This is a genomic window from Streptomyces sp. NPDC045899 (genome assembly GCF_056431485.1).
Window position 1 is genome coordinate 1 of sequence record NZ_JBWKKP010000013.1, and the last position, 20,881, is coordinate 20,881.

Genomic DNA, 20,881 nt, shown 5'->3' on the forward strand with positions numbered 1-20,881 from the left:
CCCCCCCCCCCCCCCCCCCCCCCCCCCCCCCCCCCCCCCCCCCCCCCCCCCCCCCCCCCCCCCCCCCCCCCCCCCCCCCCCCCCCCCCCCGCCGCCGTTCCCGGCCCGCCGAGACCTCCGCGGCTGAGAGGCCCTTCTCCCGGCCGATGCGGCGTTCGGTGCGGTTCGGTGCCAAGGAAGCCTTCCGCGGGGGTCTGGTGGCCTCCTGGGGCCGCTCAGGGGCGTCCGGACGGTCCTTACGGCACCCCTGGGACCGGTACGGCAGGATGGCCCCCATGAGCGTGCGCGAGGACCCACAGGCCCAGCCCGTACGGCCGACCGACGAGGATCCGGTCGCCAGGGCGGCCAGCGAGGTGATCGGTGGCCCCGTCGGGCGCCGTGCGCTGCTCGGCACCAGTTGGTGGACACCGGTGCGGGTCGTCGCGCTCGTGGCCATCGGGATGTTCGCCCTGGGCATGGCGCAGAAGATGCCCTGCTACGACGGGGGCTGGTTCTTCGGCAACACCGCCCAGTACACCCACGCCTGCTACTCCGACATCCCGCACCTCTACAGCGGCCGTGGCTTCGCCGACGACCTCGTGCCGTACTTCCACCGCATTCCGCAGAAGGTCTCGGGCGGGATGGAGTACCTGGAGTACCCGGTGCTCACCGGGCTCTTCATGGAGGTGGCCTCCTGGCTCACCCCGCATGACGGCACGAGCGAGAGCGCCATGCAGCACCGTGAGCAGATCTACTGGATGGTCAACGCGGGCCTGCTGATGGTCTGCGCCGCGGTCATGGCGGTCTGCGTGACCCGAACCCACCGGCGGCGTCCCTGGGACGGCATGTTCGTCGCGCTGGCCCCCGCCTTCGCGCTGACCGCCACCATCAACTGGGATCTGTTCGCGGTCGCCCTCACGGCCGCGGCGCTGCTCATGTGGTCGCGCGGCCGCCCGCTGACGGCCGGGATCCTGCTCGGACTGGCGACCGCCGCGAAGTTCTACCCGCTGCTGCTGCTCGGGCCGCTGTTCCTGCTGTGTCTGCGCACGGGGCGCTGGCGGGCCTTCTGGTCGGCGACCGGCGGTGCCGTGGCGGCCTGGCTCGTGGTGAACGTGCCGGTGATGATCGACTGGCGGGACGGCGGGCCCCATGTGCGCGAGGGCTGGAAGATGTTCTACACCTTCAGCCAGGAACGGCCCGTCGACTTCGGCTCGGTGTGGCTGATCGTCTCGCAGCGCGCCGACAACCCCATGGACGACGTCAACACCTATGCCACCGCGATGATGGTGCTGGCCTGCGTCGGAGTGGCGGCCCTCGCGCTGTGCGCCCCGCGACGGCCACGGCTGGCCCAGCTGGCCTTCCTGATCGTCGCGGCGTTCGTCGTCACCAACAAGGTCTACTCACCGCAATACGTGCTGTGGCTGATCCCGCTGGCGGCGCTTGCCCGGCCGCGCTGGCGCGACTTCCTCGTCTGGCAGGCGTGCGAGGTGATGTATTTCCTCGGGATCTGGATGTACCTCGCGTACACCGGCAGCGGTGATCAGCACCGCGGGCTGCCGCCCGAGGGGTACCAACTGGCGATCGTCCTGCATGTGCTGGGGACGCTGTACCTGTGCGCGCTGGTGGTGCGGGACGCCCTGATGCCCGAACGGGACCCGGTGCGCCAGGACGGGTCGGACGACCCCTCGGGAGGCGTGCTGGACGGGGCGCCCGACGTCTTCGTCCTGGGGGAGGCCCGGCGCCGGGCGCGCTACGAGGGCGCGGCGATGAGCGACCGGGGAACGGAAAGGGGCTGACGCCTCCGCGCGCCGGGGCCCCTCCTGGCCGGACCGCCGCTACGGGCGGGGCCGTCCCCGCCGACCGGGTCCGGGCTCCCTGAGGAGCCCGTCCCGGCCTGGGCGGTTCAGCGGTCGAGCAGCCGGTCGAACTGGGTCGTGGTGTGCCGCAGATGGGCCACCAGGTCGTCCCCCACCTGCGGCGCCGGGACATCGCCCGGCACGAACAGGATCGACACCTGCATATGCGGCGGCTCGGCGAACCAGCGCTGCTTGCCGGCCCAGACGAACGGCGACAGGTTGCGGTTGACGGTCGCCAGACCGGCCCGCGCCACCCCCTTGGCACGGGGCATCATCCCGTGCAGGGCCTTGGGGGCCTCCAGACCCACGCCGTGCGAGGTGCCGCCCGCGACGACCACCAGATAGCCGTCCGAGGTCGCCTTCTGCTGGCGGTAGCCGAACCGGTCCCCCTTGGCGACGCGGGTCACGTCGAGGACGGAGCCGCGGTACTCGGTCGAGTCGTGGTCGCCCAGCCACAGCCGGGTGCCGATGCGCGCCCGGAACCGGGTCTGCGGGAACTGCTGCTGGAGCCGGGCGAGTTCATCGGCCTTGAGGTGGCTGACGAACATGGTGTGCAGCGGCAGCCGTGCGGCGCGCAGCCGGTCCATCCAGCCGATGACCTCCTCGACCGCGTCGATGCCGTCGGTGCGGTCGAGCGGGAGGTGTATGGCGAACCCCTCCAGCCGGACGTTCTCTATCGCGGCGTGGAGCTGGGGCAGGTCCTGCTCGGTGATGCCGTGCCGCTTCATGCTGCTCATGACCTCGATGACCACGCGCGCGTTCACCAGGCCGTACACACCGTCGACGGAGGAGACCGACCGGATCACCCGGTCCGGCAGCGGGACCGGCTCCTCGCCGCGGCGGAACGGGGTGAGCACCAGGAGGTCACCGCTGAAGAAGTCCTTCATGCGGGCGGCCTCGTAGGTGGTCCCGACCGCGAGGACATCGGCGCCGATGCGGGCGGCCTCCTCGGCCAGCCGCTCGTGGCCGAAGCCGTAGCCGTTGCCCTTGCACACGGGGACGATCCCCGGGAACTGCTGAAGCACAGAGTGCTGGTGCGCTCGCCAGCGCGCGGTGTCGACGTACAGGGTGAGCGCCATTGGCCGGTCCCGGAACCTTTCTCGTTGCCGCGGTGTATTGGAGATATGCAGCGTTTGTGGGGAAGCAGCGGATCGGGGTCAGCGGCGGGACATGTAGATGTCCAGCGCCTTGTGGAGCAGCTTGTTGAGGGGGAAGTCCCACTCGCCGAGGTACTCGGCAGCCTGCCCGCCGGTGCCGACCTTGAACTGGATCAGCCCGAAAAGGTGGTCGGACTCGTCGAGCGAGTCGCTGATGCCGCGGAGGTCGTAGACGGTCGCGCCGAGCGCGTAGGCGTCGCGGAGCATCCGCCACTGCATCGCGTTCGAGGGCCGGACCTCGCGCTTGTGGTTGGCGGAGGCGCCGTAGGAGTACCAGACATGGCCGCCGACGATCAGCATGGTGGCGGCGGCCACGGCCTCGCCCTCGTGCATCGCGAAGTACAGCCGCATGCGGTTGGGGTCCTCGGCGTTGAGGGTCGTCCACATGCGCTGGAAGTAGCTCAGCGGCCGCGGCCGGAAGTGGTCGCGCTCAGCGGTGATCTCGTAGAGCCGCTGCCACTCGCCCAGGTGCTCGTAGCGGCCCTGGACGACCTCGACACCGGCCTTCTCGGCCTTCTTGATGTTGCGTCGCCAGAGCTGGTTGAAGCTCTTGTGGACGTCCTCCAGCGAGCGGTTCTCCAGCGGCACCTGGAAGACATAGCGCGGCTGGACGTCGCCGAAGCCCGCTCCGCCGTCCTCACCCTGCTGCCAGCCCATCCGCCGCAGCTTGTCGGAGACCTCGAAGGCGCGGGGCTCGATGTGGGTGGCCTCGACATCGCGCAGGCGCTTCACATCGGGGCTCTGGATACCGGACTTGATCGCGGCGGCGTCCCAGCGGCGGATGATCACCGGCGGGCCCATCTTCACCGAGAACGCCCCCTGCTGCTTGAGGTGGGCGAGCATCGGGCGCAGCCAGTCCTCGAGGTTGGGCGCGTACCAGTTGATGACCGGGCCCTCGGGGAGGTAGGCGAGATACCGCTTGATCTTGGGCAGCTGGCGGTAGAGGACGAGACCCACGCCGACGAGCTGACCGGAGGCGTCGAACCAGCCGAGGTTCTCCGAGCGCCATTCCGCCTTGACGTCGGCCCATGCCGGTACCTGCATGTGGCTGGCCGAAGGCAGGCTCTGGATGTACGCCAGATGCTGCTCTCGACTGATCGTCCTCAGGGTCAGGCTCATGCGGGGCGCTCCTCAGCAGGTGTGTCCCCATGGTCGGGGCTCCGGCTCTCGCGCCGAAGCCTACTGCGACCGGGACGCGCCCTGTTTGGGCCCGGGGCCGACCCGGGCCCGGTCGGGATCAGCCGAGGAGGCCGCCGAACAGCCCGCCGTGCGCCATACCGAGATAGAAGCCCACGGCGGAGGCGCCGAGTCCGATGATCAGCAGGAAGCGCTCCGCGGTGGTCGCGGAGATCAGCTGGCCCCAGGCTCCGGTGATCATGCCGATCAGTCCGGCCCATGAACTGAGCAGGTGGAGGCTGGTGAACTGTGCCGTCACAAAGGCGATCACACCGATCACCAGCGTGCTCACGGCGAGCGTGTTCTGGATGGGGTGCGACTTGCCGTCGGTGTCCAGGAAGGAGAGCAAGCCGTGCTGCGATTGTGCTGCCTGAGCCATGGGGCACCTCCGGGTAGACCCATATAGGCAGGGCGGCGAACTGTAACGCCGCTCACATCCGATGTGTACAGATTGCGGGGCGAGTGGCCCGGATTTCAAGCGGAAGGCAGTGGCCGGGTAGTGTGTACCGTCTGCGGTGGTGTCTGCACAGGCATCGTCACAGAACGCATTACGACCCTCCTGCCACGGAACGACCGTGGCCGCTGAGTCCAGAGGAGGTGGGTTCCACATGCGTCACTACGAGGTGATGGTCATCCTCGACCCCGATCTCGAGGAGCGCGCTGTCTCCCCGCTGATCGAGAACTTCCTTTCCGTGATCCGTGAGGGCAACGGCAAGGTCGAGAAGGTCGACACCTGGGGCCGTCGTCGTCTCTCGTACGAGATCAAGAAGAAGCCCGAGGGCATCTACTCGGTCATCGACCTCCAGGCTGAGCCTGCGGTCGTCAAGGAGCTCGACCGGCAGCTGAACCTGAACGAGTCGGTCCTCCGGACCAAGGTCCTCCGCCCCGAGACCCACTGAGCGCCTAGGCGTTCACCGGTCTCCGGGCCGTATCGCAACGAGTAGCAAGCAGCCCAGCAGTACGCCGAGAGGTACCCCTATGGCAGGCGAGACCGTCATCACGGTCGTCGGCAATCTCGTCGACGACCCCGAGCTGCGTTTCACCCCCTCCGGTGCGGCGGTCGCGAAGTTCCGCGTCGCGTCCACTCCCCGTACGTTCGACCGTCAGACCAATGAGTGGAAGGACGGCGAGAGCCTCTTTCTCACCTGCTCGGTGTGGCGGCAGGCCGCGGAGAACGTGGCCGAGTCGCTTCAGCGCGGTATGCGCGTGATCGTGCAGGGCCGTCTGAAGCAGCGGTCGTACGAGGACCGTGAGGGGGTCAAGCGCACGGTCTACGAGCTGGATGTCGATGAGGTCGGCGCCAGCCTGCGCAATGCCACGGCCAAGGTCACCAAGACCACCGGACGCGGTGGACAGGGTGGCTACGGCGGCGGTGGCGGCCAGGGCGGCGGCGGTGGCGGCTGGGGCGGTGGCCCCGGCGGCGGTCAGCAGCAGGGCGGCGGCGCTCCCGCCGACGACCCCTGGGCGACCGGAGCACCCGCCGGTGGCGGCGGCCAGGGCGGCGGCGGTGGTGGCTGGGGCGGCGGCTCCGGCAACTCCGGCGGCGGCTACTCGGACGAGCCGCCCTTCTAGGCCCATGGGCGTTGTTTCACGCGGTTTCACGTGAAACAACGCGCGGCCTGGTCCGGGCGACCAGCACAAACTTCTTGATCACACTGGAGAGAGATAATGGCGAAGCCGCCTGCTCGCAAGCCTAAGAAGAAGGTTTGCGTGTTCTGCAAGGAGAAGATCTCCTACGTCGACTACAAGGACACGAACCTGCTGCGGAAGTTCATTTCCGACCGCGGCAAGATCCGTGCCCGCCGGGTCACCGGCAACTGCACCCAGCACCAGCGTGACGTCGCCACGGCCGTGAAGAACAGCCGTGAGATGGCGCTGCTGCCCTACACCTCCACCGCGCGATAAGGGAAGGGTGACCGATTCATGAAGATCATCCTCACCAACGAGGTCTCTGGCCTCGGCACCGCCGGTGACGTCGTGGACGTCAAGGACGGTTACGCCCGCAACTACCTGGTTCCGCGCGGTCTCGCGATCCGCTGGACCAAGGGTGGCGAGAAGGACGTCGAGCAGATCCGCCGCGGTCGTCGCATCCGCGAGATCGCCACGATCGAGCAGGCCAACGAGGTCAAGGCTCAGCTCGAGGGCGTCAAGGTGCAGCTGAAGACCCGCGCCGGCGACGCCGGCCGTCTGTTCGGCTCCGTCACCCCGGCCGACATCGCCTCGGCGATCAAGGACGCGGGTGGCCCGGACGTGGACAAGCGCCGCATCGAGGTGACGTCGCCGATCAAGACCCTGGGCGCCCACCAGGTGTCCGTGCGTCTGCACGCCGAGGTTTCCGCCAAGGTCGGCGTCGAGGTCGTCGCCGGCTGACCCTGGCGCTCCGCAGAGCGTGAGAGAGGGCCGTACCCCTGCGGGGTGCGGCCCTCCGCCGTTCCTCGGCCCTTCGTGGCCCCTCCGTGTCGCGGTGGCCCCGTGTCGCCGCGGGTGCGGTCGGCGTGGCGGGGCGGGTCCGGTCAGGTGCGGACGGCGCCGGTGACGATCCAGCGGCCGGAGCGGGCCCGCAGCCACAGCGTGACCAGCCGGGCCACCATCATCAGCGTCATGGTCCACCACAGCGCGGTGAGCCCGCCGCCGAGCGGGGGGACCAGCAGCGCCACCGGGGCGAAGACCGCGAGCGTGATCAGCATCGCCCCGGCCAGATACGGTCCGTCGCCCGCGCCCATCAGCACCCCGTCGAGCACCATCACCACTCCTGAGATCGGCTGGGTGACGGCCGCGACCAGCAGGGCGGGCAGCAGGGTGTCCCGTACCACGGGATCGGTGGTGAACAGCGGGATGAACAGCGGCCGGGAGACGATCACCAGAAGTCCGAGGACCACGCCGCAGACCACGCCCCACAGCACCATCCGGCGGCAGGCGGCGCGGGCGCCCTCGGCGTCGCTCGCACCCAGATAGCGTCCGATGATCGCCTGGCCCGCGATGGCGATCGCGTCGAGCGCGAAGGCCAGCAGGTTCCAGAGGCCGAGCACGATCTGGTGGGCGGCGATATCGGTGTCACCGAGGCGGGCGGCCACCGCCGTGGCGATGAGCATCACGGCACGCAGCGAGAGGGTGCGGATCAGCAGCGGTGTCCCGGAGTGGGCACAGGCCCTGATCCCGGCGGCGTCGGGCCGCAGCGAGGCGCCGTGTCGCCGGGCGCCCCGGACGACCACCAGGAGGTAGACGGCGGCCATGGCGTTCTGGGCGATCACGGTGCCCCAGGCGGAGCCCGCGATACCGAGCCCGGCGACATAGACCAGGGTGGCGTTCAGCGCGGCGTTGGCGGCGAAGCCTCCGACGGCCACATAGAGCGGGGTACGGGTGTTCTGCAGGCCGCGGAGCACCCCGGTGGCCGCGAGCACCACCAGCATCGCGGGGATGCCGAGCGTGCTGATCCGCAGATAGGTGGTGGCGTGCGGGGCGGCGGTCGCCGAGGCGCCGAAGAGATCCGCCAGCGCGGGAGCGGCCGGGATCGCGACGGCGACCACGACGGCGCCCAGCAGCAGGGCGAGCCAGATACCGTCCATACCCTGGCGGATCGCTCCGGCCGGGTCGCCCGCGCCGATCCGGCGGGCCACGGCGGCGGTGGTGGCATAGGCGAGGAAGACGAAGACGTTGACCGCGGTGGACAGCAGGGCTGCGGCCACCCCGAACCCGGCGAGCTGGGTCGTGCCCAGATGGCCGATCACGGCGCTGTCCACCATGAGGAAGAGGGGCTCCGCCACGAGCGCGCCGAAGGCGGGCACGGCGAGCGCGAGGATCTCGCGGTCATGGCGCCGGACATCGCTCCGCGAGGTGCGCGGGGTGCGCGAGGGGCTCGTGGGGGCCTGTGTCATGACGGCAATGTAATCTTCCACAGGTAAGACATGCAAGAGGCAATCAGTCCTTACATGGCGGCGCGCGCGGCGATCTTCTCTGCGCCCTTTGTCGTGATCTTGCCCCGGGGATGGAAGTTTTTCTTCTGCACAGCCCCTGGATAGAGAAATACCAGGTCAGGCGGGTGGCCTCAGGGTGATTGTGTGTTTGTCCACAGCGCTGTCCCCCGGGCCGTGCACAGGTTCACGGGAGTTCTCCACAGGATGACTCACATCATCCACATGGCCTGTGGATAACCAAGTTGGCTGGCGGCCCCCACGGGCCTACCGTGGTCCGGCGCCCGCCACCGCATCCGTCCCTCGAATCCACCGGAACTCGACGCGTCGTGACCGGAAGCCGGCCGCTCAGTTATGTCGTAGCCGTGCTCTATGAAAGAGCCATGGCGAGGTTCCTTACCGCGGACGGGAGGAGGTGGCGGGGTGAGCGTGCCCGAGCCCATGGACGACCCGTGGGCGGACTCCGGTCCGGCCGAGCGGTTCCCGTCCCCCCGGTTCCGCCGCGGTGAAGGCGGCGGCCGGGGCCGTGATGACCAGCACGAGCGCGGACGTGACGGAGACGGGGGAGGCGCCTGGGAGGGCTCCGGCTTCGAGCGTGTCCCGCCGCAGGACCTCGACGCCGAACAGTCCGTGCTCGGCGGCATGCTGCTCTCCAAGGACGCCATCGCCGACGTGGTGGAGGTCCTCAAGGGCCATGACTTCTACCGCCCCGCCCACGAGACCGTCTACCAGGCGATCCTGGACCTGTATGCGAAGGGCGAACCGGCCGACCCCATCACGGTCGCGGCGGAGCTGACCAAGCGCGGTGAGATCACCCGCGTGGGCGGCGCCTCCTATCTCCACACCCTCGTCCAGTCGGTTCCCACCGCCGCCAACGCCGAGTACTACGCGGAGATCGTCCACGAACGCGCCGTGCTGCGCCGTCTGGTCGAGGCCGGTACCCGCATCACCCAGATGGGATACGCGGCGGACGGCGACGTCGACGAGATCGTCAACAACGCCCAGGCGGAGATCTACGCCGTCACCGAGCAGCGCACCAGTGAGGACTACCTGCCGCTCGGCGACATCATGGAGGGTGCGCTCGACGAGATCGAGGCGATCGGTTCGCGCAGCGGTCAGATGTCCGGAGTGCCCACCGGGTTCACCGATCTCGACTCGCTGACCAACGGTCTGCACCCGGGCCAGATGATCGTCATCGCCGCCCGTCCCGCCATGGGTAAGTCCACCCTGGCCCTGGACTTCGCGCGCGCCTGCTCCATCAAGAACAACATGCCCAGCGTCATCTTCTCGCTGGAGATGGGGCGCAACGAGATCGCGATGCGGCTGCTGTCCGCCGAGGCCCGCGTGGCCCTGCACCATATGCGCTCCGGCAGCATGACCGACGAGGACTGGACGCGGCTGGCCCGCCGGATGCCCGATGTCTCCCAGGCGCCGCTCTACATCGACGACTCCCCGAACCTGTCGATGATGGAGATCCGCGCCAAGTGCCGTCGGCTGAAGCAGCGCAGTGACCTCCAACTGGTGGTCATCGACTACCTCCAGCTGATGCAGTCCGGCGGCGCCCGCCGCCCCGAGAGCCGTCAGCAAGAGGTCTCGGACATGTCGCGAAACCTGAAGCTGCTGGCCAAGGAGCTGGAAGTGCCGGTCATCGCGCTCTCCCAGCTGAACCGTGGTCCCGAACAGCGCACCGACAAGAAGCCGATGGTCTCGGACCTCCGTGAGAGTGGATCCATCGAGCAGGACGCCGACATGGTCATCCTGCTGCACCGTGAGGACGCCTACGAGAAGGAGTCACCGCGCGCGGGAGAGGCCGACCTGATCGTGGCCAAGCACCGTAACGGCCCGACGGCCACCATCACCGTGGCCTTCCAGGGCCACTACTCCCGCTTCGTCGACATGGCCCAGACCTGACGCCACCCTCGTCCGCTCATCGTTGACGCGGCAACAATCGCCGGTGAACTCCGTACAACCAGCTCCGCCCTTCGACGGTCACACCAGATGACCCGTACCCGTCGACCGAGTGGGGGCCTCCGTGCCACACAGCTGCCGCACCCTGACCTATGCCATCGCGGCCGCCGCCGTGGCCACCGCCGGTTTCGTGTTCCCGTCCGGCGCCACCGCCGCACCCCGTACCGCCACCAGCGACTTCAACGGCGACGGTTACGCGGACCTCGCCGTCGGCGTCCCGGACGGGACCGTCGGCGGCCGGGCCAAGGCCGGGTATGTGAACGTCGTCCGGGGCGGTCCGAAGGGCGTCGGTGCCCACGGGAGCATCCGTGTCACCCAGGCCACTCCCGAGGTGCCCGGCACTCCGGAGGCGGGCGACCGCTTCGGCGCGTCCGTGGCCCTGGTGGACCTCAACGGCGACGGCATCGCGGAACTGCTCGCCGGTGTTCCCGGCGAGGACGTCACCGACCGCGGGACGGACGCGGGCATGGTCATCGCCGTGGGCGGCTCGACGGGCGGGCCGGGACCGGGTTCGACTGTCCTGACCGGGCGGTCGCCGTCGGCCGCGTACGGCACGTCCGTCGTGGCGGCCGAGCTGACCGGCGACGCCGACAAGGAGATCGTGATCGGCGGCACGGACAAGGTCGTCGCCCGGGTCATCCAGGGCGAGGACAGCATGGTCACCACCGTGGTCAGCGCCCCCATGGGCGGCCGCGCCCCCGTCCTGACCACCGGAGACTTCGACAGCGACGGTACGGCGGACCTGGCCTTGGCGTACTGGACCGCGGGCAGCCCCAGCACACAGTCCCATGTGCGGCTGTGGAAGTGGGACGCCGACCGGTCCGAGATGGCCAACTTCTGGAACACGGACAACGCCGGTGTAACCGCCCTGGCCGCCGGCGACTTCGACGGCGACGGCCACGACGACCTGGCCCTCGGCGAGTGCCGTGAGATCGCCGACGAGAACATCGACGATCCATGCGGCCCCGAGGAACTCGCCAAGGGGGGCGGCATCCACGTCCACTACGGAAGCCCCGCGAGCGGCTCGTTCGGCACCCGGGCCCAGACTCTCCACCAGGACACGGCGGGTGTCCCGGGCGTGGCCGAGGACGGCGACCGCTTCGGCGCCGCCCTCGCGGTCGCCGACGTCAACCGCGACGGCCGCGACGACCTGATCGCGGGTGCTCCCGGTGAAGCCATCGGAAGCCGGGCGGGGGCGGGCGCCGCCTGGCTGCTCTCCGGCGGCCCCGAGGGCCTGCTCGACGCGGGCGGCGCCGCCAGGTCCGTCACCTGGAACCAGGACACGGTGGGTGTCCCGGGCGTCGCCGAGGCGGGCGACGCCTTCGGCGCGGCGGTCGCCTCGGGTGACCACAACGCCGACGGCGTACCGGATGTCACCGTCGGATCCCCTGGCGAGAACGCCTCCCTGGGCGCCGTATGGCTCTTCCGCGGCGGTTCGGCCAACGGCTCGGCGGCCTTCTCGCCCCGCACGCTCGACCTTCCGTACCCGTCCACGGCCCACAAGTACGGCAAGCCGCTGAGCAGCCGCTGAGTGGCCGTTGAACAGCCGCTGAGCGCCGGCTGAGATCCCGCACCGTCCGCCCGGGCGCCGCCGCGCCCGGGCCGCGGACGGGGTGCTACAGCACGTCCGCGAGCGCCTCCAGCAGACGGCGCTTGGGACGGGCGCCGACCGTCGAGCGCAGCGGTTCGCCGTCCCGGAACACCATCAGCGTCGGCATCGACAGCACCCCGTACGCCGCCGTGGTGCGCGGGTTCGCGTCCACGTCCAGCTCGACCACCTTCAGCCGGTGCGCCTCCTCCCGGGCGATCTCCGCCAGCACCGGCGCGAGCATGCGGCACGGCGGGCACCACGCGGCGGTGAACTCCACCAGCACCGGCACCCCGGCCGCCAGGACCTCCGTCGCGAACGTCTCGTCCGTGACCGTGACCACTCCCCCGTGCCGCGTCGTTCCCGCGGTCCGCGTCCCTGGTGTCATCGTCGGTCTCCTTCTCCCGTGGGGTCCTCGAGGGACGGCGGCGGTGCCAGCGCGCAGCGCGGCTCGGGCGCTCCCTCCGGCGCCGTCGCCTCCGCCTCCAGCGCCGCCCGCGCCCGCTCCGCCTGGCCGAGCTGCTCCTCGACGCGTCGGCGCACACCGGTCAGCCGGGCGATGCAGTCGTCCAGTTCGGCCAGCTTGCGCCGGTACACCTCCAGCGAGGCGGGGCAGGAGTCACCGGCCGGGTGGCCCGAGCGCAGGCACTCCAGGAACGGCCGGGTCTCCTCCAGGCCGATGCCGAAGTCGCGCAGTGTGCGGATCTCCCGGACCAGCCGCAGGTCGTCCTCGTCGTACGCCCGGTACCCGTTGCCCGTGCGCCGCGCGGGCAGCAGCCCGAGCGACTCGTAGTAGCGCAGGGTGCGGGTGGTGATTCCCGCCCGCTCGGCCAGCTCTCCGATCCGCATGCCAGGACGGTAGACCTTGACCCCGGCGTCAAGGCCAGAGAGATTCCGCGCCCGGTGTCCCCGGCCGTAGGGTGCGGACATGAGCGCACCGGAAGACGCCGCCGACTGGACCGAGTTGCTGCCCGCCACCCGCCGCGCCCTGCTGCACCGGGTCGCGGTCGCCCAGAACGAGGGACGGACCCCCTCGCTCGTGGGCGCGGTGATGCGGGAAGGGCGGATGGTGTGGTCGGGCGCGCGCAGTGGTGTGGACGGCCTCGCCCCGGACGCCGACACCCAGTACCGCATCGGCTCGCTCACCAAGGTCTTCGTGGCCGTGCTGGTCATGCGGCTGCGGGACGAGGGGCTGCTCGACCTCGCCGATCCGCTGGCCGAGCACCTGGAGGTGCCGGAGGCCGGGGGCGCGACCGTGGCCCAGCTGCTCGCCCACACCTCGGGACTGGCCGCCGAGACGCGCGGCCCCTGGTGGGAGCGGACGCCCGGCACCCTGCGGCCCGGGACGGCGGACCTCTTCGGTGACCGTCCGCTGGTCCACCCCGCCGGTCGCCGCCATCACTACTCCAACCCCGGGTTCGCGCTGCTCGGCGCGCTCGTGGAGCGGCTGCGCGGCGCGCCCTGGGGCGAGGTGCTGCGGAACGAGGTGCTGGAGCCGCTGGGGATGGCGCGCACCTCCCTGGAGCCGCGCTCCCCGTATGCCGGGGGATGGGCCGTGCACCCCTGGGCGGATGTGCTGCTGCCCGAACCGGCCGAGGACACCGGGCTGATGGCCCCGGCCGGGCAGCTGTGGTCCACCGCCGCGGATCTGGCCCGCTTCGCCGCCTTCCTCCTCGACGGGGACGACCGGGTGCTCGCCGCCGCGACCCTGGCCGAGATGCGGACGCCCGCCGTCGCCCCCGACGGCCAGGACTGGGACGGCGGTTACGGCCTCGGGGTGCAGCTCGCGCGGCGCGACGGCCGGTTCCTGTACGGCCACGGCGGTTCCATGCCGGGCTTCCTGGCCACGCTGTGGGTGAGCGCGGAGGACCGGCTCGCCGGGATCGCGCTGGCCAATGTGACCGCGGGGCCCGCCGTCGGCGCCGTCGCCGCCGATCTGGTGCGGATCACCGCCGAGCACGAGCCCCGGATCCCCGCCCCCTGGCGGCCGTTGACCGAGGTGGATCCGGCGCTGCTGGCGCTGACCGGGCCCTGGTTCTGGGGTGCCGCCCCCTATCAGCTGCGGCTGTGCGCGGACCGCGCGCTGGAACTGTCCCCGGTCGGCGGGAGAGGGCGCGGATCGCGGTTCCGTGCCGAGGCCGACGGCAGCTGGACCGGACTCGACGGCTACCACGCGGGGGAGACGCTGCGGGTGGTGCCGGGCGAGGACGGCGGCCCCGCCCATCTCGACCTCGGCACCTTCGTGTTCACCCGGGAGCCGTACCCGCGGGACGGTTCGGTGCCCGGCGGGGTCGACCCCGCCGGCTGGCGCACCCCCTGACGCGGGCTCTTCCGTAGCCTGACCCCGCCGGTGGTACGCACGGCGGAGGGCTGGGTGGGGTGTGCGCGGCGGCGCAGGGTGGTTCCCGGACGGGCCGCCCGGCCCGTCCCCTCCCGCCTCCTCCAGGAGATCCGCCGTGCGCTCCTCGCTGCTCCGCCTCAGTACGTCCCTGCTCGCGCTCTCCGCCGTCGTGGCCGCCTCCGGGGTGGCCACGGCCCGGCCCGGCGGCCCGGCCGACGGCCGGGAACGGCCGCGCACCGGCTGGACGGCCGGATGGGCCGCTCCCGTCCAGCGCCCCAGCGCGGGCTTCGAACCCAACTGGGCCGAGACCGGTTTCGCCGACCAGACCGTGCGCCAGGTGGTCCGGGTCACCGGCGGTGGCACCGCGGCCCGCATCCGGCTCTCCAACCGTTACGGCACCGCTCCGTTGCGAGTGACGGGGGCGACCATCGCCCGTACCGCGCACGGTCCGGCCGTCCACCCCGCGACCCTGCGCGGACTCACCTTCGGCCACCGGAGGTCGGTGGAGATCCCGGCGGGCGGTGAGACGGCGAGCGACGCGGCGCCGCTGCGGCTGGCCCCGTTCGAGTCGGTGACGGTGACGCTGTACTTCCGGCGGCCGACCGGCCCGGCCACCTTCCACGCCCAGGCGTACGCCACCAGCTACCGAGCCGACGGCGACCACCGGGACGACCGCACCGGAGCGGCCTTCACCGGGCGGACCCACTCCTGGTACTACCTGTCCGACGTCGAGGTCACGGGCGGTGCGAAGGGGCACAGGAAGGGGCACGCGAAGGGCCGCGACACCGTGGTGGCCTTCGGCGACTCCCTCACCGACGGCTTCGGTTCCGGGAACGACACCCACCACCGCTGGCCCGACCTGCTGGCCGAGCGCCTCGCCGCCGCGGGCACCCCGCGGCCGGTCCTCAACTCCGGGATCGGCGGCAATCTGCTGCGCAACGATTCGCGCTGGTACGGGGAGCGCGCCGCCGCCCGCTTCCAGCGCGATGTGCTGGACAAGCCGGGCGTACGGTCGGTGATCGTCCTCGAGGGGCTCAACGACATCGGTTTCAGCGAGGTGGACCTGCCCACCTACCGGCCGAACCCGCAGATCTCCGCCGAGGAGGTGATCGCCTCCTACCAAGAGCTGATCGGTCGCGCCCACGCCCGGGGCGTCCGGGCCATCGGCGGGACGATCCTGCCGTTCAAGGGCGCCGAGTACCACACCGCGCGCTCCGAGGCGAAGCGAGCGGCGATCAACGAATGGATCCGCACCTCCGGAGAGTTCGACGCGGTCGTCGACTTCGCGGAGATCATGGCCTCGCCGTCGGACCCGCTGGCGCTCGACCCGGCGTACGACTCGGGGGACGCCAAGCACCCCAACGCGGCGGGCTACCGGCGGATGGCCGAGGCCGTCGACCTCACGGCGCTCTGAGGCCGCCGCCTCTCCCGCTCTCCTTCAGGAGAGCGGGAGTTTGAAGCCGATGTGGCTGGCCTCGAAGCCGAGCCGCTCATAGAAGCGGTGGGCGTCGATCCGGGTGGCGTCCGAGGTGAGCTGTACCAGGACACAGCCCTCGCGGCGCGACTCCGCCACCGCCCACTCGATCAGCCGGGTGCCGAGTCCGCTGCCGCGCTCGTCGCCGTGGATCCGGACCCCCTCGATGATCGAGCGGGTGGCGCCGCGCCGCGACAGCCCGGGGATCACGGTCAGCTGGAGGGTGCCGACGGTCCGGCCGTCCCGGACCGCGACCACCAGCCGCTGGTTGGGGTCCCGGTCCAGCCGGTCGAAGGCGGCGCGGTAGGGCGCGGGGTCGTCGACCGACTCGCGCTGGGCGCCGAGCGGATCGTCGGCCAGCATCGCCACGATGGCGGATATGTCGTCGGCGGTCGCGCGCCGGATCTCGAAGTCGCTCACGACCGCGAGCCTACGACCACCTCGTGGGGCGCCCGCCGTCAGGCGGCCCGCCGGTCACGCCGGGGCCGGGGTCCACAGCCCTTCGACGGCGGCGACCAGCGGTGCGAGCTCGGGGCGCCGGGCGGCGTCCTCGAGCGCCTCGCGCAGCGCGGTGTCGTTCGTCGGCCGGGCCTCCTCCAGCAGCGCCAGCCCCTCGGGGCTGACGTTGGTGTAGATCCCGCGGCGGTCGGTGGGGCAGATGTAGCGGGCGAGCAGACCGCGGTCCTCGAGCCGGGTCACCAGACGGGTGGTGGCGCTCTGGCTGAGCACGACGGAGTCGGCGACCTGCTTCATCTGGAGGTGGCCGCCCTCGCCGTCGTGCTGGCCGCTGAGCACGTTGAGCACCGAGAACTCGCGGACGCTCAGCCCGTGCCGTGCCTGGAGGGCGCGCTCGATATGCGCCTCGATCCGGCCGTGCAGGGAGGACAGGGCGCACCAGCCCTGGGCGAGGGTCTGACCGGCGGCCGGGGTGGCGGCGCACGCCGGAGCGGTGGTCCCCTGCGGCTCGTCCGGCATGGAACCCCTCCTTCGCTGGCTCGATGGCCCGGGTGGGCCGGTGGCTCGGCGGTGAGCCGGGTTCCAGGATAGTCCAGCGATGAAATTGACCGCGTTTGCAAGTATTGCCGGGCTCGGCCGGGCGTGCTCGGCCGGCGGTTCGGCGGGTTCCGGGCGGCCGGGTGCTCACCGCCGGGCGCCGCGCAGCCGCCGTCCCCGTGCCGTGAGCCCCCATGGCTTGATCACCGAGATCGCGGTGAGGAAGACGTAGACGCTCAGACTGACCGACGGGGCCGCCACCAGACTCGCGGTGGCCCCGACCTCCCGGCCCGCCGCGACATCGGCCACGGCGTCGTCGATGCTCGGGCGCAGCGCGAGGGCCGTGGCGCCGGTGGTGATCAGTGTCAGCCAGAGCTTGATGTGCACCCAGTGGTACCGGACCAGCCCCCAGGGCGTGCCCAGCGACAGCACCACCCCGCTGATCAGCGCCAGCAGACCGATGGGGACCAGGAGCCAGTCGCCGATGACGTCCATCGACCGGTACGCGGCCCCGGCGGACTCGGCCGACCCGGCCGTGGCCCCGGTGATGCCCAGGGCCAGCAGCCCCAGGGACAGGCCCAGCCAGCCGACCGAGACGATGACGTGGACGACGAGGAGGGCCCGGCGGACGGGGCGCTTGAGCTGCTGCATACCCCTCACGGTGGCGCGGCGCGGCGGATCCGGCGTCTGGCGGCGGGAGTATCCCCGGGTACTCCCGTGGTCGGTTCCGTGGCATATCCCTCTACCCTCGGCTCCCATGACCAGACTGCATCTGTTCGATCTGGACGGGACCCTGATCCACGGTTCGGCCGCGGCCGTCGAGATCTCGCGTCAGCTCGGCCTGGAGCGGGAGATCGGCGAGCTGGAGCGGGCCTTCGCGGAGGGACGGCTGAGCACCGCGCAGTTCGCGCAGCGGGCCGTCGCGCTGTGGGGCGAGCTGACGGAGGCGCAGGTGACGGCGGCCTTCGAGGGCGCGCCATGGCTCACCGGCATACGTGAGGTGTGGGCCGACATCCGGGCGCGCGGCGAGCGCTGCGCGGTGATCTCGCTGTCGCCCGGATTCTTCGTGGAACGGCTGCTGGAGTGGGGTGCGGACGCCACGCACGGTTCGGCCTGGCCGTCGGTGCCGTTCCGGGAGCCGCTGGATCCGGCGGGCATCCTCACCCCGGCCGCGAAGGTCCGCATCGCCGATGAACTGTGCGCGAGGTTCGGGTTGACGAGGGCCCACTGTGTGGCCTACGGCGATTCGATGTCGGACGCCGAGCTGTTCGCCGTAGTTCCCCACTCGGTCGCGGTGAACGCCGACCATCATGTGAGCCATATCGCATCGTGTGCGTATACCGGACGTGATCTCTGGGGTGCTTACGAATTGACGGGCAACCAGCGGTAACTACGGGTATTACCAGAGTTGGCGGGTGTAATGGAGGCCCCCTGCTCAGGGCTTGTGCATTTAACTACGCCCGGTAGGGTCGAGTCCGGTTCCGTGCAGGACGCTGCCGCGGAGCCTGGCCGCATCCGGGCAACCCCGGCCAACCAGCCTATCGGGAACACGGTCCGTGCTTCCTGGACTTCGGTCATGTTGCCGGTGCCGAGAACATGCGTGGCAAGCTGCTTGAACAGAGAGTTATGGAGCGGGACGTCAGGATCGATCTCACATGAACCAGCGCGCCAGAGCGGTGAATTGCGGGCACTTTCCCTCCGGGGAAGTGCGAAGACCGACAGAAAGATGTTCGAGGCGAGGCAACCATGGACGCTCCGACCACCACGTCGTCGGCCGGGAACGACGGTTCCGGCGGAAACAGTGGCGCATGGGGTTGGTTCACCCCGAGCAGGAAACCGGCCGAGGACCAGTCTGAGGCCCCGGGCCACGACGGCGCTCCGGAGCATGGCGCGCCCGGTCGGCCCGTTCAGGACCGGGAGGCCGAGGAAGCCGCGCCACGGCGACCGGTGAGCCCGATACGTCCGGTTGGCACCGGAGCCGAACGCCGCACCCCGCCCCCGGCGCCCGCGCGGCCCGACGGCTCCGCGGTGCCGCCCTCCGCGGCCCCACCGGCCGAGGCCCCCCGGCGTGAGGCCCACCGGTACAAGGCCCCCTGGCGCCAGGAGCACCAGCGCCCGGCCGAGGCGCCCGCCCCCGAGAACGCCCGTCCGGCCCCGGGGCCCGCCGCGTCCGGCCCGGCGGCAACGGCTCCGGCAAGCCCCGCCCCTGCCGCCCCCGACGCCGAAGCCGACGCCGCGCCGTCCGGCTCCCCGGACACCGGCGCGACCTTCACCGCCTCCGAGGACGCCTCTCCCGACGCGATCCTGCTGCGCCGCACGATGGCCGAGATCGAGCCGGTGAGCGACAAGGTCACCGCCTACTTCTACGCGCTGCTCTTCGTCCAGCACCCCGAGCTGCGGCCGCTGTTCCCCGCCGCCATGGACGCCCAGCGCGACCGCCTCTTCCGGGCGCTGCTGACCGCCGCCAAGCTGGTCGACGACCCCGAGGTGCTCACCACGTACCTCGGCGGGCTCGGCCGCGGCCACCGCAAGTACGGCACCCAGCCCGAGCACTACCCGGCGGTCGGCGAATGCCTCATCGGGGCGCTCACCCACTACGCGGTCAACTCCTGGAGCGCGGAGACCGAGGCGGCCTGGGTGCGCGCCTACACCGCGATCTCCCAGATCATGATCGACGCGGCCGCCGAGGACGAGCGGCACGCCCCGCCGTGGTGGCAGGCCGAGGTGGTCGAGCACGAGCGGCGCACCTCCGACATCGCCGTGGTGACCGTCCGGCCGGACCAGCCGTACCCCTTTCTGGCGGGCCAGTACACCTCCATCGAGACGCCGTGGTGGCCGCGGGTGTGGCGGCACTACTCCTTCGCCTCCGCGCCGCGCTCCGACGGGCTGCTCTCCTTCCACGTGAAGGCGGTTCCTGCCGGATGGGTGTCGTCCGCGCTGGTCAACCGGGCCCGTCCCGGTGATGTGATCCGGCTCGGCCCGCCCACCGGTTCGATGACGGTGGACCACTCCAGCGACAACGGGCTGCTGTGCCTCGGCGGCGGCACCGGGATAGCGCCGATCAAGGCCATGGTCGAGGACGTCGCCGAGCACGGCCGCCAGCGGACGGTCGAGGTCTTCTACGGCGCCCGCAACGACCACGACCTCTATGACATCGACACCATGCTGCGGCTGGCCCAGGCACACCCCTGGCTCGCGGTCCGTCCGGTCGTCTCCGACGGACCGACCAACGGACTCAGCGGCAGGCTCCCCGACGCGGTGCGGCAGTACGGCCCGTGGGGAGCGTTCGACGCATACCTCTCCGGGCCGCCCGGGATGATCCGCAGCGGGGTCGACACCCTGAGGGGTATCGGCATACCGTCCGACCGCATACGGCACGACTCGATCGAGGAACTGGTGGCGGCGGGCGGCTAGCCGCGGGGCGGATCCGCGGTCACGGGCCGCGCGGTCACGCACCGGCGGCCGGCGGCCCAGAGGTCGGCAAGAGACGGTCGACGGCGATCGGGAACGGGGGACGAGAGACGGTGGACAACGAGGGGCACGGGGTCCGGACCGGACGTCCGGGCAGCGACGGCGAACACGTTCTCCAGGCGCGTCTGGGCACCGCCGACCGCGCCGACCGCTTCTACGACGAGCAGGTGCTCGACCACCTCAATGTCCGGATGCGGGAGTTCATCGGCCGTCAGGAGATGTTCTTCCTGGCCACCGCCGACCGGCACGGGGAGTGCGACAGCACCTTCCGGGCCGGGCCGCCCGGGTTCCTGGTCGTGATCGACGAACGCACCCTCGCCTATCCCGAGTACCGGGGGAACGGGGTGCTCGCCAGCCTCGGCAATATCGAGGAGAACCCGCACCTCGGCATCCTCATGATCGACTTTCTGCGGGACCGGATCGGTCTGCACGTCAACGGCCGGGCGCGGGTGGTGGAGGACCCCGAGATGCGCGCGGCCCACCCCGGTCTGCCGGTCGATCCGGTCCCGGGGCGGCGGGCCGTGGTGTGGGTCGAGGTGACGGTGGAGGAGGCGTACATCCACTGCGCCAAGCACATCCCGCACCTCCAGAAGGTGCCCGCCCAGCGCCGGGGCGGCGGCCACGACCAGCGGCGCGACCGCGGCCAGAACGGTGACCGGAACCAGGACCGCGACCAGGACACCGAATCCGGGCAGGAGCGGGCCTGGGGCACGGACGACGTCAGGCGCAAGGGCGGCGACTTCTTCGGCGCCGCGGCCGAGGCGCGCGAGGGACGCCGGGCGGTCCCGCCGGCGCGGGAGCGGGCGGCGGACGGAACGGCCGGGCCGTCGCACCCCGAGGCATGGCGGGAGGAGGCCGAGCGGGTGCTCGCGGAGGCGCGGCAGCGGGCCGCGCACGCGGGCGGCCAGCAGCCGTTCGGCGGCTGGTTCCGCTGAGGTGACCGGCCGGGCGCGGGAAGGCAGGACGG

21 protein-coding genes are annotated in these 20,881 nt (G+C 71.5%); 12 read left to right on the forward strand and 9 right to left on the reverse strand.

All coding sequences use genetic code 11. The annotated features are described in order from the left end of the window. The first annotated feature begins 275 nt into the window (after positions 1 to 275). Positions 276 to 1,775 (forward strand): glycosyltransferase family 87 protein, encoded by a 1,500-nt coding sequence (locus AC07FT_RS20225; protein ID WP_479177456.1) that lies wholly within the window; start codon positions 276 to 278, stop codon positions 1,773 to 1,775. 107 nt (positions 1,776 to 1,882) lie between these two features. On the opposite strand, the gene AC07FT_RS20230 is transcribed toward AC07FT_RS20225, so the two are convergent. The 3 genes from AC07FT_RS20230 to AC07FT_RS20240 all read right to left on the reverse strand — a co-directional run bounded on the left by AC07FT_RS20230 (position 1,883) and on the right by AC07FT_RS20240 (position 4,547). Continuing rightward, entirely contained in the window at positions 1,883 to 2,914 is a 1,032-nt protein-coding gene (locus tag AC07FT_RS20230) for an alanine racemase (RefSeq protein WP_471191988.1), read from the reverse strand. Positions 2,915 to 2,992: 78 nt separating this feature from the next. After that, positions 2,993 to 4,111, reverse strand: coding sequence for a lipid II:glycine glycyltransferase FemX (locus AC07FT_RS20235; protein WP_432036913.1), 1,119 nt, complete (start codon positions 4,109 to 4,111; stop codon positions 2,993 to 2,995). 118 nt (positions 4,112 to 4,229) lie between these two features. After that, positions 4,230 to 4,547: a hypothetical protein gene (locus tag AC07FT_RS20240; protein ID WP_479177457.1), complete on the reverse strand. Its 318-nt coding sequence runs from the start codon at positions 4,545 to 4,547 to the stop codon at positions 4,230 to 4,232. 229 nt (positions 4,548 to 4,776) lie between these two features. Between AC07FT_RS20240 and rpsF the strand changes: the two genes are divergently transcribed. The 4 genes from rpsF to rplI all read left to right on the forward strand — a co-directional run bounded on the left by rpsF (position 4,777) and on the right by rplI (position 6,538). Continuing rightward, complete coding sequence (gene rpsF / locus AC07FT_RS20245; RefSeq protein WP_123106135.1) at positions 4,777 to 5,067, forward strand: 30S ribosomal protein S6; 291 nt, start codon at positions 4,777 to 4,779, stop codon at positions 5,065 to 5,067. A 79-nt stretch (positions 5,068 to 5,146) separates the two neighbouring features. Continuing rightward, positions 5,147 to 5,740 carry a single-stranded DNA-binding protein gene (locus AC07FT_RS20250; protein ID WP_479177458.1) on the forward strand — a complete coding sequence of 198 codons (594 nt, stop codon included), beginning with the start codon at positions 5,147 to 5,149 and terminating at the stop codon, positions 5,738 to 5,740. A 96-nt stretch (positions 5,741 to 5,836) separates the two neighbouring features. Continuing rightward, entirely contained in the window at positions 5,837 to 6,073 is a 237-nt protein-coding gene (gene rpsR, locus AC07FT_RS20255) for a 30S ribosomal protein S18 (RefSeq protein WP_003978893.1), read from the forward strand. Positions 6,074 to 6,091: 18 nt separating this feature from the next. Then, positions 6,092 to 6,538, forward strand: a complete 447-nt coding sequence (gene rplI, locus AC07FT_RS20260; RefSeq protein ID WP_479177459.1) for a 50S ribosomal protein L9 — start codon at positions 6,092 to 6,094, stop codon at positions 6,536 to 6,538. Positions 6,539 to 6,681: 143 nt separating this feature from the next. Here the strand turns inward: rplI and AC07FT_RS20265 are convergent, their stop codons facing one another. Then, positions 6,682 to 8,043 carry an MATE family efflux transporter gene (locus AC07FT_RS20265; RefSeq protein ID WP_479177460.1) on the reverse strand — a complete coding sequence of 454 codons (1,362 nt, stop codon included), beginning with the start codon at positions 8,041 to 8,043 and terminating at the stop codon, positions 6,682 to 6,684. A 459-nt stretch (positions 8,044 to 8,502) separates the two neighbouring features. On the opposite strand from AC07FT_RS20265, the gene dnaB reads away from it, so the two are divergent. Continuing rightward, positions 8,503 to 9,990: a replicative DNA helicase gene (gene dnaB, locus AC07FT_RS20270; RefSeq protein ID WP_479177461.1), complete on the forward strand. Its 1,488-nt coding sequence runs from the start codon at positions 8,503 to 8,505 to the stop codon at positions 9,988 to 9,990. Between the two features lie 121 nt (positions 9,991 to 10,111). Next, on the forward strand, positions 10,112 to 11,578 hold the full coding sequence (locus AC07FT_RS20275) for an FG-GAP-like repeat-containing protein (protein ID WP_479177462.1): 1,467 nt from the start codon (positions 10,112 to 10,114) through the stop codon (positions 11,576 to 11,578). 85 nt (positions 11,579 to 11,663) lie between these two features. Here the strand turns inward: AC07FT_RS20275 and trxA are convergent, their stop codons facing one another. Together trxA and AC07FT_RS20285 are read right to left on the reverse strand one after the other, a co-directional pair. After that, the gene (trxA, locus tag AC07FT_RS20280) at positions 11,664 to 12,023 is read right to left on the reverse strand and encodes a thioredoxin (protein WP_479177463.1); all 360 of its coding nucleotides are present in this window, start codon (positions 12,021 to 12,023) and stop codon (positions 11,664 to 11,666) included. Continuing rightward, positions 12,020 to 12,484: a MerR family transcriptional regulator gene (locus AC07FT_RS20285; RefSeq protein WP_479177464.1), complete on the reverse strand. Its 465-nt coding sequence runs from the start codon at positions 12,482 to 12,484 to the stop codon at positions 12,020 to 12,022. Before AC07FT_RS20285 ends, trxA begins: the two co-directional genes overlap by 4 nt. 79 nt (positions 12,485 to 12,563) lie before the next feature. Here AC07FT_RS20285 and AC07FT_RS20290 point away from each other — a divergent pair, with 79 nt between their 5' ends. After that, positions 12,564 to 13,955 carry a serine hydrolase domain-containing protein gene (locus AC07FT_RS20290; RefSeq protein WP_479177465.1) on the forward strand — a complete coding sequence of 464 codons (1,392 nt, stop codon included), beginning with the start codon at positions 12,564 to 12,566 and terminating at the stop codon, positions 13,953 to 13,955. A 136-nt stretch (positions 13,956 to 14,091) separates the two neighbouring features. Then, complete coding sequence (locus AC07FT_RS20295; protein WP_479177466.1) at positions 14,092 to 15,390, forward strand: SGNH/GDSL hydrolase family protein; 1,299 nt, start codon at positions 14,092 to 14,094, stop codon at positions 15,388 to 15,390. 24 nt (positions 15,391 to 15,414) lie between these two features. Here AC07FT_RS20295 and AC07FT_RS20300 read toward each other — a convergent pair whose 3' ends face one another. From AC07FT_RS20300 to AC07FT_RS20310, 3 genes are all read right to left on the reverse strand, one after another. Continuing rightward, entirely contained in the window at positions 15,415 to 15,870 is a 456-nt protein-coding gene (locus tag AC07FT_RS20300; protein ID WP_479177467.1) for a GNAT family N-acetyltransferase, read from the reverse strand. A gap of 54 nt (positions 15,871 to 15,924) precedes the next feature. Next, entirely contained in the window at positions 15,925 to 16,425 is a 501-nt protein-coding gene (locus tag AC07FT_RS20305) for a MarR family winged helix-turn-helix transcriptional regulator (RefSeq protein ID WP_479177468.1), read from the reverse strand. A gap of 165 nt (positions 16,426 to 16,590) precedes the next feature. Further along, entirely contained in the window at positions 16,591 to 17,094 is a 504-nt protein-coding gene (locus AC07FT_RS20310) for a DUF2269 domain-containing protein (RefSeq protein ID WP_479177469.1), read from the reverse strand. A 106-nt stretch (positions 17,095 to 17,200) separates the two neighbouring features. Between AC07FT_RS20310 and AC07FT_RS20315 the strand changes: the two genes are divergently transcribed. The 3 genes from AC07FT_RS20315 to AC07FT_RS20325 all read left to right on the forward strand — a co-directional run bounded on the left by AC07FT_RS20315 (position 17,201) and on the right by AC07FT_RS20325 (position 20,849). Next, a complete protein-coding gene (locus AC07FT_RS20315) occupies positions 17,201 to 17,833 on the forward strand; it encodes an HAD family hydrolase (RefSeq protein ID WP_479177470.1) in 633 nt (210 codons plus the stop codon). Between the two features lie 356 nt (positions 17,834 to 18,189). Next, a complete protein-coding gene (locus AC07FT_RS20320) occupies positions 18,190 to 19,857 on the forward strand; it encodes a globin domain-containing protein (protein ID WP_479177471.1) in 1,668 nt (555 codons plus the stop codon). 110 nt (positions 19,858 to 19,967) lie between these two features. Continuing rightward, on the forward strand, positions 19,968 to 20,849 hold the full coding sequence (locus AC07FT_RS20325) for a pyridoxamine 5'-phosphate oxidase family protein (protein ID WP_479177472.1): 882 nt from the start codon (positions 19,968 to 19,970) through the stop codon (positions 20,847 to 20,849). The last annotated feature ends 32 nt before the right edge of the window (positions 20,850 to 20,881 follow it).